Genomic DNA, 12,893 nt, shown 5'->3' on the forward strand with positions numbered 1-12,893 from the left:
GGTATACTCTATTTGTTTGGTTTTTTTATAAAGTTTTTATTTAAGACCAGATATCGTTATACAAGTACCTCATCTAAAATTAACACAAGGTGGCGGTGCATTTTTGCTTCTTGTACGACAACTTCCATATCTTTTTTGTTGTGTGTTACCGCGTTTAATAGACGAAATGGTGTCCCGGTACTACCAGCAATAGCACTAGCAATCGATGTTTTTCCTGTGCCAGGAGGACCGTATAAAATCATCGACTGAAAATGGTTGGCTTGAACCATTCGCCATAAAATTTTCCCTTCACCAACTAAATGTTGTTGCCCGATAATTTCTGAAATATTTGTTGGGCGCATTCGGTGTGCGAGTGGTTGTTTCATTGTATTCGTCTCCCTTAAGTTATATAGAATGTAAGTCTATGTTATCATTTTTTTGACTGGAAATTAAAATAGACGTGAGCTTGAAAGAAGGATATAGGTAAATAGTTTTATTTTTCCCTCAATTGTAATGATTTCTGAGTTTTTCAATGTGATTTTATGCTATCATGTTGAATACACAAGTTGAAATTTCTTATAATACTATATTATGCTATAATTTCATAGGATTTTAAATTGTGTTCTTTTGATAAATAAGCGATAACCAAATAGAAGTGACATTTTGAAAAGAGGTGCGAAATAGATGAAAATTTCAACAAAAGGCCGCTATGGTTTAACGATTATGATCGATCTTGCGAAAAAGTTTGGTGAAGGACCGATTTCATTAAAATCAATTGCTAAAGCGCACGATTTATCTGAGCATTATTTAGAGCAATTAATTTCCCCGCTTCGCAATGCTCGTCTTGTAAAAAGTACGCGCGGGGCATATGGTGGTTATGTATTGTCTGATCAACCAGCTAATATAACGGCAGGCGATGTAATTCGTGTGTTGGAAGGGCCAATTAGCGTCGTTGAGATGCTAGAGGAGGAAGAGCCCGCACAGCGTCAACTATGGATGCGTGTTCGTGATGCAGTACAAGAAGTATTAGATAGTACAACATTGGAAGATTTAGTACGCTATGAGGAAGAAAATAATGGGGGTTATATGTTTTACATTTAATTCCTTGTGAAACGATTTGGAAAGAAGGAGATTGAATGGAACGCATTTACTTAGATCATGCAGCAACATCTAAAGTTCATCCAGAAGTGGTCGAAAAGATGATTCCATATATGACGGAAATGTTTGGAAACCCCTCTAGTATTCATTTTTATGGACGACAAGCCCGCCATGCTGTAGATGAAGCAAGACGCACTTGTGCGCGCAGCATTAATGCCAATCCAAATGAAATTATTTTTACAAGCGGCGGTACAGAGGCTGACAATTTAGCGCTTTTAGGTGTAACGCGTGCAAATCGTCATAAAGGGAACCATATTATTACGACAAAGATTGAACATCACGCTATTTTGCATACATGCGAGGTGCTAGAGCGCGAGGGATTTGAAGTGACATATTTGCCCGTTGATGAAACAGGGCGCGTGCAAATGGATGATGTGAAGGCGGCGTTAACGGATCAAACGATTCTTGTATCTGTTATGTTTGGAAATAATGAAGTGGGAACCGTTCAACCAATTGCAGAAATTGGAGAACTTTTAAAAGAACATCAAGCTTATTTCCATACAGATGCTGTACAAGCCTATGGTTTAATGAAGATTGACGTACAAGAACTGGGAATTGATTTATTATCCATTTCTGCTCATAAGATTAATGGTCCAAAAGGTGTCGGTTTTTTATATGCGAACGCACAAGTGAAATTTGAACCTTTATTAACAGGTGGAGAACAAGAGCGAAAGCGCCGGGCAGGTACGGAAAATGTGCCAAGTATTGTCGGGCTTGGGCATGCTATTTCACTTGCGGAGGAAACGCGTGAGCAAAAAAGTGCCCACTATGAAGAATTTAAAGATATAATGATAGCTGTCTTTCAAAAAGAAGACATTACTTTTGAGGTAAACGGAAATGTAGAATATCGCTTGCCGCATGTGTTGAATGTAAGTTTCACAGGGATGAATATTGAACCGTTTCTTGTGAACTTAGATTTAGCTGGTATTGCAGTATCAAGTGGTTCTGCTTGTACAGCTGGTTCGATTGATCCATCACACGTATTAGTGGCGATGTTTGGAAAAGATTCCGATAAAATACGTTCATCCGTACGCTTTAGTTTTGGGCTTGGGAATACGAAAGAACAAGTAGAAAAAGCGGCGTACGAAACAGTGAAAATCGTGAAGCGATTCTCGCAAAACTAGCATGGGAGGTGACATGATGAACAAACTACCTCACGAAACGCGCGTTGTCATCGGGATGTCTGGTGGCGTCGATTCATCTGTAGCTGCGCTTTTACTAAAAGAGCAAGGATATGATGTAATCGGAATTTTTATGAAGAACTGGGATGATACAGACGAAAATGGTGTCTGTACAGCAACAGAAGATTACAATGATGTTATTGAAGTTTGTAATCAAATCGGCATCCCGTATTATGCAGTAAACTTTGAAAAGCAATATTGGGATAAAGTATTTACGTACTTTTTAGATGAGTACCGAGCTGGTCGTACTCCGAATCCAGATGTAATGTGCAACAAGGAAATTAAATTTAAAGCCTTTTTAGAGCATGCGATGGCGCTTGGTGCAGACTATGTCGCAACAGGACATTATGCACGTGTAGCTTATATGGACGGCGAATATAAAATGTTGCGCGGTGTAGATGATAATAAAGATCAAACGTATTTCTTAAATCAGTTAGGTCAAGAACAATTATCTAAAACGATGTTTCCATTAGGTGAATTAAAGAAACCGCAAATTCGTGAAATGGCGAAAGAAGCCGGTTTAGCAACAGCTACGAAAAAAGATAGTACAGGTATTTGCTTTATCGGTGAGCGCAACTTTAAAGATTTCTTAAGCAACTACTTACCTGCTCAACCAGGTGTGATGCAAACATTATCTGGTGAAGTAAAAGGGAAACATGATGGTCTGATGTACTATACAATCGGGCAACGTCATGGCCTTGGTATTGGTGGTAATGGTGACCCGTGGTTTGTTGTTGGGAAAAACTTGAAAGAGAATATCTTATATGTTGATCAAGGGTTCCATAATGAACTTTTATACGGCGATGAAGTCATTGCGACAAATGTAAACTGGGTAAGCGATAGAGCGAAAGAAAAAGAATTTAAGTGCACAGCAAAATTCCGTTATCGTCAAGAAGATAACGGTGTAACGGTTCAAATCGTAGATGAAAATACAATCCGTATTCTTTGTGATGAACCAATTCGGGCGATTACACCAGGACAAGCAGTCGTTTTCTATGATGGAGATGAATGCTTAGGCGGTGCAACAATTGATGAAGTATACCGAAGTGGTAAACAGTTAGACTACCTAGGATAAAACGGAGAAACCTCTGCCGATTAGCGGTCAGGGGTTTCTTTTTTAAAGAGCGAATTTTTGTTCGCTTACAAAATAGAATCTTTGTTATAATTTGTTGTAGAGGTGAAGAACATGTCAAATAAGCTTGAAATAGGCATTCGATATATGCAAGAAGGAAATTGGGAAGAAGCAGCCAAAAACTTTACAGAGGCAATTGAAGAAAATCCAAAAGATGCTCTAGGATATATTAACTTTGCCAATTTACTAGATGTGTTAGGCGATAGCGAGCGTGCAATTTTATTTTATAAACGTGCATTAGAGTTAGATGAAAAATCAGCTACTGCCTATTATGGACTTGGGAACATATATTATAGTCGAGAGCAATTCCAAGAAGCAAAAGCAATGTTTGAACAGGCAATGCAAGGTGGTTTGCAATCAGCTGATATCGTATTTATGCTTGGGATTACACATGTGCAGCTTGGAAATGATCGCCTTGCGTTGCCATTTCTACAAAGAGCTGCGGAATTGGATGAAATGGATGTCGAGGCAGCATTTCAATGCGGATTATGCCTTGCGCGATTAGAGCATGTTAAAGAGGCGAAACCGTATTTTGAAAAGGTATTACAAATGGATAAAGAACATGCTGATGCGTATTATAATTTAGGTGTTGCTTACGTGTTTGAAGAGAATAAGGAAAAGGCGCTTGCTTTATTTAAAAAAGCAACGAAAATCCAGCCAGATCACTTTTTAGCTGGGAATGGTATTCGTTTGTTAGAACAAGAAAGTAAATAAAAACAGCATTAATGAGCAGTTCCCCTCCATCTAAAGGTCAGTTAGGTGGGGGCTACTGCTCATTAGAGTACAGAAGTCGGAAAGGAGTAGCAGAGGAACGATGGAGAATCAACATGCCATGGATTTGTTTGAGGAAGAGAGAAAGTTTATAAAAGCGCAAGTTCTTCATACTATTTTCCACAACGAAGAAAACCTCTATTCCGTTGTCAGTATGAAAGTCATTGAAACAAATGAAGCATATGACGAAAAAAAAGTAATGATCAACGGTCATTTTCCCCGTATGCATGAAGATGAAGTATTTACATTAACAGGGTATTTTAAAGAGCATCCTAAATATGGGAAGCAATATCAAGTTGAAACATTTAAAAAAGAATTGCCCCAAACGAAAACAGGAATGGTGCAATATTTAGCGAGCGATTTATTTAAAGGAATTGGGAAGCGAACAGCTGAAAAAATTGTCAATCATCTTGGAGAACACGCCATTTCTAAAATTATGGATGATCCGGCTGCGCTAGAAGGTGTCGTCAATAAGCAAAAAGCGCAAGAAATATATGAGACGATCATTGAGCATCAAGGGCTTGAAAAAGTGATGAGCTTTTTAAATGGTTATGGATTTGGGACAAAGCTTTCCATTAAAATTTATCAGCAATATAAAGAAATGACACTAGAAGTTATTCGAAATAATCCGTACCAGTTGATTGAAGAAGTTGACGGAATTGGCTTTGGAAGAGCAGACGATATAGGACGTGCTCTTGGGATATCAGGAAATCATAATGATCGTGTACGAGCGGGATGTTTTTATACGTTGGAGAATGTATCGCTTCAATATGGTCATGTTTATATGGAGAAGGAGCAGCTTGTACGTGAAACGATGTCCCTTTTAAATAACCGAGAAGGGACTGTGACGGAAGAAGATATTGTGCAATGCATCGAAATGATGCAAGGCGAAGGGAAAATCATTATAGAGGAAGAGCGTATTTATTTGGCTTCTTTATATTATTCTGAGAAAGGTGTTGTGAAGTCGATTCATCGCCTGATGAGCCAAAAAGAAACGCCGTCATTTCCCGAGGCAGAAGTGTTGTTAACGTTAGGTAAGATCGAAGAGCAGATGAAAGTACAGTATGCACCGCTTCAGCAAGAGGCGATTCAAACAGCACTTCATCAACCGATGATGCTGTTAACCGGTGGCCCAGGAACAGGAAAGACAACAGTTATTAAAGGAATTGTCGAAATGTATGCATCGCTACATGGATTATCGTTAAATCCTAAAGATTATAGCGATGATAATCCATTTCCGATTTTATTAACAGCTCCAACAGGTCGTGCGGCAAAGCGAATGAGCGAATCAACAGGTCTTCCTGCATGTACAATTCACCGTTTGCTTGGTTGGACGCCCGAAGGCTCGTTTCAGCGAAATGAAACAGATCCGGTGCAGGGGAAACTTCTTATTGTCGATGAATTTTCTATGGTCGATATTTGGCTTGCAAATCAGCTTTTGAAATCATTGCCGACAAATATGCAAGTCATTATTGTTGGCGATGAAGATCAATTGCCATCTGTAGGACCGGGACAAGTATTAAAAGATTTATTAAACGCCGGTATCATTCCAACGGTAAAACTGACCGAAATTTATCGGCAAGCTGAAGGGTCATCTGTTGTTCAACTTGCTCATGCGATAAAGAATGGAACATTACCGCCAGATGTAACGAAAAATAAACAAGATCGTTCCTTTATTGCGTGCACGGGGAATCAAATTGTTGATGTTGTAAAACGAGTGTGTGAAAGCGCAAAAGTAAAGGGATTTAGTGCAAAAGATGTGCAAGTGTTAGCACCTATGTATCGCGGATCGGCAGGGATTAATGTGTTAAATGAGGCATTGCAACAAGTCTTTAACCCGAAACAAGAAAAGAGTAAAGAAATTGCTTATGGTGATGTTGTATATAGAAGAGGCGATAAGGTTCTTCAATTAGTCAATCAACCGGAAAGTCAAGTGTTTAATGGAGATATTGGCGAAATTATTTCTATATTTTACGCGAAGGAAAATGTAGAGCAACAAGATATGGTTGTTGTTTCATTTGATGGCATTGAAGTGACATATACGAAGGCTGATTTGAATCAAATTACACATGCATATTGCTGCTCCATTCATAAGTCGCAAGGGAGTGAATTTCCGATTGTAATTATGCCGATTGTAAAAAGTTATAACCGCATGTTGCGTCGGAATTTAATTTATACGGGTATTACAAGAAGTAAAAAGTTTTTGATTATCTGCGGAGAAGAAGAAGCTTTTCGATCTGGAGTGAACCGTCTCGATGATGCCATGCGGCAAACAACTTTAGGAAGTCGTTTGCAAGAGGCAAAAGGCGAAGCACAGATGGTTGTTATTAATGGAGAAGAAATGGACGTGGAAAACATTTCACCGTATGATTTTATGTAACGAGGTGAAATTATATAGTGAAGCTTTCAAGTGTATCATATTGAAAGTTGCTAACATGTATAAATGAATGCAGTTTGGACATAATGGCGAATAGAATCTGGGAGAACGTAAGGAGATGGAAGCCATATGTTTAGTTGTCCAAATTGCAAAGGAAAAGATATTGGAAAAATCGGTGTGAATCAATTTTATTGTTGGAATTGTTATATCGAATTATCGATTTCAAAGGGGAAAATCCATACACATCAAGTAGAAGAAGATGGTTCGTTAAGTTCTCTTGATGATTTATTTGATGAGGATGAAAGAACGATTGGATAACGAAAAGGGGGATTTACTTTGAATCTACGCAATTCATTTATTGCATTAGGAATTGGAGCGGCAGCATATCGATATGCTCGCAAACAAGATTTGTTTTCAAAGCGCAATATGAAAAAAGCACGCAAAATGATTAAGTCGTACTTGTGACGGCTTTTATAAAATGAAAAACTCCCTAAAAATGCAGGGAGTTTTTTTATGCACTTATATGCAAATAAAAAAGTCCGATTTCTGAAAATACATGAGAAAGGCCGTAACAACCAATGCCAAGTACACCATAATACCATAAATGTTTTGCGCGCTCTTTACGTGCTGTATGTGTAAAGAAACCTTTCCAAATTCCTAGACCAATGCAAATCCATTCAAGAATCATACAAAGTGCCGACAAGCTAAGCATAAACCAGACCATTTTGTTCCTCCTGACTATCATTTTATTATGTTGTAGTCTCAGAGTAGTTGTTCTTGTTAGGTTAAATATATGTCCATCTTTTAGAAACAGTATGGTCTGTCTGAAAATATTTTAGTCCAATGATTTTTTAAAGTTTTGCACATAACCTGCTCGGTTTCTTTTCAAAATAAGAGAAGAGGAGGTTTTTCGTTTGAAGAATCTTAAAATCATTTGGATTTATCGACTAGGGTTATTGTTATTAGTATTTCTATGTTTACTTGTTTTTTTAAAAATCAAACCATTATGGGCGCCTATTATATTTGTATGTAAAGTAGCAATTACACCGTTTTTCATTGCTTGTTTTATAGCTTATTTACTGCATCCTTTAATTGAGAAGTTACATAAACAAGGAATGCCTCGTACCCTTGCGATTTTACTCATTTATATTCTCTTTTTTGGCGGCCTTGGTTACGGGATTTATAAAGGAACACCAGTTGTCATTAGCCAGTTGCAAGAAATGAATAAGCAATTTCCTGAGTTTATGAAAATGTACGATTCATGGATGGATGGTGTCACAGAACAAACGGATAATTTCCCTTCGTTTATTCATGATAAAGTAAAGCAAATTTTTGTTGGAATTGAAATGAAAATACAATCCTTATTAAATAAAGTGATGAGTACGGCCCGCGGTGTGCTTGACTCTTTGCTCATCATTTTTCTTATTCCGTTCATTGTGTTTTACATACTGAAAGATTATGGGGCGTTTTATCATGTTTTTTGGAAATTAATCCCTTATAAATGGCGAGATACGGGACAAATATTAGCCAAAGAAATCGATAAATCATTAGGGAGTTATATTCGCGGACAATTATTTGTTTGTTTAGTTTTAGGTGGTGTGTCCGCTCTTGCATTTTGGTTTATCGGTATGAAATATCCATTGCTTCTTGGGATTGTTGTCGGGGTTACAGATATTATTCCATACTTTGGTCCTATTTTAGGAGCTATTCCAACGTTAATGATTGCAGCAACAGTATCTACAAGTTTATTCATTAAAGCTGGGATTGCACTAGCAATTTTGCAATTTGTTGAAAGTAATATTTTATCTCCGTATATTGTTGGGAAATCGTTGCGCATGCATCCAGTTGTCATTATGCTTGCCTTGCTTGTTGGTGGCGAGGTAGGTGGAATTGTCGGTCTTTTAATATCTGTTCCAATTTTAGCGGTTATTCGAACTGTAGTTGTTCATATCAAGCCTCTTTGGAGACGTTGACAAATAGAAACGAATTCGCTACAATTTTGGCATATAGTAGAAACTTATGTCAGTTTCCATCATAAAATGTATTTTATACTGATTTGAAATTGATGACGGAACGAGTATGTCATAGTCCATTTGTAGAGAGAAACTTCCATTGGCTGAAAGAAGTTTTAAATGAAGGATGACAGAACGCTACTCCTGAGAGCAGCTAATCCCTGCCGTCTTGCCACGTTACGGCACCATGAGGTGATGAAATAAATGCATATTACGGTATGCAATCTAGCTTCAGCGTCTAAAAGCTCTGAAATTTCCCAATCTCACGGAAAGACAAAAAGCGTCTTTCTGTTCGACTGGTTCAATTTCTTCCGCTTTTAAGCGAGACGCTTCCGCTTTTTATTTCATAATTAGGGTGGTATCGCGAGTTAACTCTCGTCCCTTTTATAGGGGCGAGAGTTTTTTGTTTTTATGGAATTTTTTAAAGGAGGAAATGTAGATGAAACAATTAACAGGCGCACAAATTCGTCAAATGTTTTTAGATTTTTTTAAGGAAAAAGGGCATGCGATTGAACCGAGTGCATCATTAGTTCCACATGAAGATCCATCTCTTTTATGGATCAATAGTGGCGTAGCGACATTAAAAAAATACTTTGATGGACGTGTTATTCCACAAAATCCACGTATTACAAATGCACAAAAATCAATTCGTACCAACGATATTGAAAACGTTGGGAAAACAGCTCGTCACCATACATTCTTTGAAATGCTAGGAAACTTTTCAATCGGTGATTATTTTAAAGAAGAGGCAATTACATGGGCTTGGGAATTTTTAACGAGCGACAAATGGATTGGATTCGATAAAGAATTATTATCTGTTACAATTCACCCAGAAGATGAAGAAGCCTTTACAATTTGGCATGAAAAAATAGGTGTTCCGAAAGAACGTATTATTCGTTTAGAAGAAAACTTCTGGGATATTGGTGAAGGACCAAGTGGACCGAATACTGAGATTTTCTATGATCGCGGTGAAGCTTATGGTAATGATCCAAGTGATCCAGAATTATATCCTGGTGGTGAAAATGAGCGATACTTAGAAGTATGGAACCTTGTGTTCTCTCAATTTAACCATAACCCAGACGGTTCTTATACACCACTTCCAAAGAAAAACATCGATACAGGAATGGGCCTAGAGCGTATGACATCTATCGTTCAAAACGTGCCTACAAACTTTGATACAGATTTATTCATGCCGATGATTGGTGCAACAGAATCAATCTCTGGTGAGAAGTATCGTAGTGGCGACGCAGAGAAAGATATGGCATTTAAAGTGATTGCAGACCATATTCGTACTGTAACATTTGCTGTTGGTGATGGGGCTCTTCCTTCTAACGAAGGTCGTGGTTATGTATTACGTCGTTTATTACGTCGCGCTGTTCGTTATGCGAAAAAATTAAACATGAACCGTCCATTTATGTATGAATTAGTACCCGTTGTTGGAGAAGTGATGAAAGACTTTTATCCAGAAGTTCTTGAAAAGAAAGATTTCATTGCAAAAGTTGTGAAAAATGAAGAAGAGCGTTTCCATGAAACACTTCATGACGGTGAAGCGATTTTAGCAGAAGTAATTGCAAAAGCGAAAGAAGAAAAAACAACCGTTATTTCTGGAGTAGATGCATTCCGTCTATATGACACATATGGATTCCCGGTTGAATTAACAGAAGAATATGCTGAAGAAGCTGGTATGACAGTTGATCATGCAGGATTTGAAGCAGAGATGGAAAAACAACGTGAACGTGCACGTGCGGCTCGTCAAGATGTTGATTCTATGCAAGTTCAAGGCGGTGTTCTTGGGGAAATTAAAGTAGCAAGTGAATTCGTTGGTTACGGCACTGTTGCAACAGAAAGCAATGTAGTGGCACTTGTGAAAAATGGTGAGTATACAGACAGCTTACAAGCAGGTGAAGAAGGACAATTAATGCTTGATGTAACGCCATTCTACGCTGAAAGCGGTGGGCAAATTGCAGACAGTGGTTACCTTCTTACAGACGGTGTGAAAGTTCTTGTAAAAGATGTACAAAAAGCACCAAATGGTCAAAACTTACACAAAGTAGTTGTGGAAGAAGGAGTATTAACGAAAGATGCAACTGTGAAAGCTGTGATTGATACGAAAAATCGCAGTAGCATTGTGAAGAACCATACAGCAACTCACCTGTTGCATCAAGCTTTAAAAGATGTGCTTGGAACACATGTTAACCAAGCGGGTTCTCTTGTTACAGCAGAACGTTTACGCTTTGATTTCTCTCACTTCGGTCAAGTACAAGCTGATGAATTAGAAAAAATTGAGCGTATTGTAAACGAGAAAATTTGGGAAAGTATTGATGTGGAAATTTCTCAAAAGGCAATTGAAGAAGCAAAAGAAATGGGTGCAATGGCATTATTCGGTGAAAAATATGGAGATGTTGTTCGCGTTGTTCAAGTTGGTGATTACAGCTTAGAACTTTGTGGTGGTTGCCATGTTGATAACACAGCTTCTATCGGTATTTTCAAAATTGTTGCTGAGTCTGGTATCGGTGCAGGAACACGTCGTATCGAAGCAGTAACTGGTAAAGCGGCATACGAATTAATGAACGATCAAGTAAGTTTATTAAAAGAGGCTGCAGGGAAAATGAAAACAAATCCGAAAGATATTTTAACAAGAGTGGATGGTTTATTTGCTGAGGTGAAACAACTTCAAAAAGAAAATGAATCTCTTGCTGCTAAGTTAAGTAATATTGAAGCTGGAAATTTAACAGATGCAGTTGTCTCAGTGGATGGGATTAATGTATTAGCGACGAAAGTAAATGTTGCAGATATGAATAACTTACGTACAATGATGGATGACTTGAAAAATAAGTTAGAATCTGCAGTAATTGTATTAGCAGCTGTAAATGATGATAAAGTAAATATCTTAGCAGGTGTAACGAAAGATCTAGTTGGTCAAGGATATCACGCGGGAAAACTTGTAAAAGAAGTTGCCTCTCGCTGCGGTGGCGGCGGTGGTGGCCGTCCTGATATGGCTCAAGCGGGCGGTAAAAATCCAGCGCAAGTAGACGAAGCTCTAGCTTTTGTACAAGAGTACGTTAAATCTGTTTCAAAATAAAGAGAGAGTAGTGTACAATAGTAGGGAGAGGAAATAGTCTTCTCCCTATATTTACTACTTGATAAGTGAGGTGCTTTAAATGGACGGTTTTGATAAAACAATGAAGTTTAGCATTCAAGATGAAAAACAGAGTGTCCATGTAAATGATGTACTTTTAACTGTGTATGATGCACTTCAAGAAAAAGGCTATAATCCGATTAATCAAATTGTCGGTTATTTATTAAGCGGAGACCCAGCATACATACCTCGTCACAAAGACGCGCGTAATATTATTCGCAAACTAGAACGTGATGAGTTAATTGAAGAACTTGTGAAGTCTTATTTGAAGCAACATCGTGAGGAGTAGTTTATGCGAATATTAGGTTTAGATGTTGGTACAAAAACAGTTGGCGTTGCAATTAGCGACGAAATGGGCTGGACCGCGCAAGGTTTAGAAACGATTAAAATTAACGAAGAACGAGAAATTTTCGGTTTTGATCGAGTTTCTGAACTAGTAAAACAGTATAATGTGGACAAGATAGTAGTAGGGTTGCCAAAGAATATGAATGGAACAATCGGTCCGCGCGGTGAAGCTTGTCAAAGATATGCTGAAAGTTTACGTGAACTTTTGCAACTAGAAGTTATACTTTGGGACGAACGCTTGTCAACAATGGCAGCGGAACGACTTCTCATTTCGGCTGATGTAAGCCGAAAAAAACGAAAGCAAGTCGTTGATAAAATGGCTGCAGTCGTGATTTTACAAGGATATTTAGATAGCAAATAAGAGGTGACCAGAATGGAAGAAAATCAAATTACAATTGTTGACGAAAAAGGAAATGAGCATTTATGTGAAATTATTTTCACGTTTGATGCTGAAAAATTTGGAAACAAATCATATGTTGTGTTCTCACCAATCGGTGAAGTAGACGAAGATGGAGATCCAATTTATGATGCAATGGCATACGAGCAAAACGAAGATGAAGCTGGTGGTACATTGCTTCCAATCGAATCTGAAGAAGAGTGGGAAATGGTCCAAGAAATGTTTAACACTCTTGCTGCAGAAGACGAAGAAGAATAATATAAAAAAGATGGGCTGCATGTGCAGTCCATCTTTTTTATATTCATGTGTTCAATGAAAGATTTTTTGTCGAAACCATGTTGTAATTTATAGTATAATAATACGGATTGTATAAAATAACAACTATGTACAAATGAATGGAGC

13 protein-coding genes and 1 pseudogene are annotated in these 12,893 nt (G+C 37.9%); 12 read left to right on the forward strand and 2 right to left on the reverse strand.

Going from position 1 to position 12,893, the window contains the following annotated elements:
• Positions 1 to 65: 65 nt before the first annotated feature.
• Positions 66 to 365 (reverse strand): annotated as a pseudogene (locus MR059_RS04060) (AAA family ATPase); the annotation flags it as partial.
• Between the two features lie 298 nt (positions 366 to 663).
• Between MR059_RS04060 and cymR the strand changes: the two are divergent.
• The 7 genes from cymR (at position 664) to MR059_RS04095 (ending at position 7,063) form a co-directional block, all read left to right on the forward strand.
• Positions 664 to 1,080, forward strand: coding sequence for a cysteine metabolism transcriptional regulator CymR (cymR, locus tag MR059_RS04065; protein ID WP_012095571.1), 417 nt, complete (start codon positions 664 to 666; stop codon positions 1,078 to 1,080).
• 35 nt (positions 1,081 to 1,115) lie between these two features.
• The gene (locus MR059_RS04070; protein ID WP_012095570.1) at positions 1,116 to 2,261 is read left to right on the forward strand and encodes a cysteine desulfurase family protein; all 1,146 of its coding nucleotides are present in this window, start codon (positions 1,116 to 1,118) and stop codon (positions 2,259 to 2,261) included.
• Positions 2,262 to 2,277: 16 nt separating this feature from the next.
• On the forward strand, positions 2,278 to 3,393 hold the full coding sequence (mnmA, locus tag MR059_RS04075) for a tRNA 2-thiouridine(34) synthase MnmA (protein WP_048724205.1): 1,116 nt from the start codon (positions 2,278 to 2,280) through the stop codon (positions 3,391 to 3,393).
• A 111-nt stretch (positions 3,394 to 3,504) separates the two neighbouring features.
• Positions 3,505 to 4,164 (forward strand): tetratricopeptide repeat protein, encoded by a 660-nt coding sequence (locus MR059_RS04080; protein ID WP_012095568.1) that lies wholly within the window; start codon positions 3,505 to 3,507, stop codon positions 4,162 to 4,164.
• A gap of 100 nt (positions 4,165 to 4,264) precedes the next feature.
• Positions 4,265 to 6,601, forward strand: coding sequence for an SF1B family DNA helicase RecD2 (gene recD2 / locus MR059_RS04085; RefSeq protein ID WP_041810038.1), 2,337 nt, complete (start codon positions 4,265 to 4,267; stop codon positions 6,599 to 6,601).
• Between the two features lie 126 nt (positions 6,602 to 6,727).
• Positions 6,728 to 6,916 (forward strand): hypothetical protein, encoded by a 189-nt coding sequence (locus MR059_RS04090; RefSeq protein WP_012095566.1) that lies wholly within the window; start codon positions 6,728 to 6,730, stop codon positions 6,914 to 6,916.
• Positions 6,917 to 6,934: 18 nt separating this feature from the next.
• Positions 6,935 to 7,063, forward strand: a complete 129-nt coding sequence (locus tag MR059_RS04095) for a YrzQ family protein (protein WP_012095565.1) — start codon at positions 6,935 to 6,937, stop codon at positions 7,061 to 7,063.
• Positions 7,064 to 7,109: 46 nt separating this feature from the next.
• Here the strand turns inward: MR059_RS04095 and MR059_RS04100 are convergent, their stop codons facing one another.
• Positions 7,110 to 7,322 (reverse strand): hypothetical protein, encoded by a 213-nt coding sequence (locus MR059_RS04100; protein WP_012095564.1) that lies wholly within the window; start codon positions 7,320 to 7,322, stop codon positions 7,110 to 7,112.
• Between the two features lie 190 nt (positions 7,323 to 7,512).
• Here MR059_RS04100 and MR059_RS04105 point away from each other — a divergent pair, with 190 nt between their 5' ends.
• The 5 genes from MR059_RS04105 to MR059_RS04125 all read left to right on the forward strand — a co-directional run bounded on the left by MR059_RS04105 (position 7,513) and on the right by MR059_RS04125 (position 12,749).
• Positions 7,513 to 8,571 (forward strand): AI-2E family transporter, encoded by a 1,059-nt coding sequence (locus MR059_RS04105; protein ID WP_048724207.1) that lies wholly within the window; start codon positions 7,513 to 7,515, stop codon positions 8,569 to 8,571.
• A 478-nt stretch (positions 8,572 to 9,049) separates the two neighbouring features.
• On the forward strand, positions 9,050 to 11,692 hold the full coding sequence (gene alaS / locus MR059_RS04110) for an alanine--tRNA ligase (RefSeq protein ID WP_012095562.1): 2,643 nt from the start codon (positions 9,050 to 9,052) through the stop codon (positions 11,690 to 11,692).
• A 79-nt stretch (positions 11,693 to 11,771) separates the two neighbouring features.
• On the forward strand, positions 11,772 to 12,038 hold the full coding sequence (locus MR059_RS04115) for an IreB family regulatory phosphoprotein (RefSeq protein WP_012095561.1): 267 nt from the start codon (positions 11,772 to 11,774) through the stop codon (positions 12,036 to 12,038).
• A 3-nt stretch (positions 12,039 to 12,041) separates the two neighbouring features.
• Entirely contained in the window at positions 12,042 to 12,455 is a 414-nt protein-coding gene (gene ruvX, locus MR059_RS04120) for a Holliday junction resolvase RuvX (protein ID WP_012095560.1), read from the forward strand.
• Positions 12,456 to 12,467: 12 nt separating this feature from the next.
• A complete protein-coding gene (locus MR059_RS04125) occupies positions 12,468 to 12,749 on the forward strand; it encodes a DUF1292 domain-containing protein (RefSeq protein ID WP_012095559.1) in 282 nt (93 codons plus the stop codon).
• The last annotated feature ends 144 nt before the right edge of the window (positions 12,750 to 12,893 follow it).

Origin of the sequence: Bacillus cereus group sp. BfR-BA-01522, assembly GCF_022662635.1 — a bacterium.
GTDB classification, from domain to species: domain Bacteria; phylum Bacillota; class Bacilli; order Bacillales; family Bacillaceae_G; genus Bacillus_A; species Bacillus_A cytotoxicus.

What these genes read in the sequence shown, in the direction of transcription:
- cymR (WP_012095571.1), top strand. Translation starts at nt 664, where the DNA reads ATGAAAATTTCAACAAAAGGCCGCTATGGTTTAACGATTATGATCGAT.
- MR059_RS04070 (WP_012095570.1), top strand. Translation starts at nt 1,116, where the DNA reads ATGGAACGCATTTACTTAGATCATGCAGCAACATCTAAAGTTCATCCA.
- mnmA (WP_048724205.1), top strand. Translation starts at nt 2,278, where the DNA reads ATGAACAAACTACCTCACGAAACGCGCGTTGTCATCGGGATGTCTGGT.
- MR059_RS04080 (WP_012095568.1), top strand. Translation starts at nt 3,505, where the DNA reads ATGTCAAATAAGCTTGAAATAGGCATTCGATATATGCAAGAAGGAAAT.
- recD2 (WP_041810038.1), top strand. Translation starts at nt 4,265, where the DNA reads ATGGAGAATCAACATGCCATGGATTTGTTTGAGGAAGAGAGAAAGTTT.
- MR059_RS04090 (WP_012095566.1), top strand. Translation starts at nt 6,728, where the DNA reads ATGTTTAGTTGTCCAAATTGCAAAGGAAAAGATATTGGAAAAATCGGT.
- MR059_RS04100 (WP_012095564.1), bottom strand. Translation starts at nt 7,322, where the DNA reads ATGGTCTGGTTTATGCTTAGCTTGTCGGCACTTTGTATGATTCTTGAA.
- alaS (WP_012095562.1), top strand. Translation starts at nt 9,050, where the DNA reads ATGAAACAATTAACAGGCGCACAAATTCGTCAAATGTTTTTAGATTTT.
- MR059_RS04115 (WP_012095561.1), top strand. Translation starts at nt 11,772, where the DNA reads ATGGACGGTTTTGATAAAACAATGAAGTTTAGCATTCAAGATGAAAAA.
- ruvX (WP_012095560.1), top strand. Translation starts at nt 12,042, where the DNA reads ATGCGAATATTAGGTTTAGATGTTGGTACAAAAACAGTTGGCGTTGCA.
- MR059_RS04125 (WP_012095559.1), top strand. Translation starts at nt 12,468, where the DNA reads ATGGAAGAAAATCAAATTACAATTGTTGACGAAAAAGGAAATGAGCAT.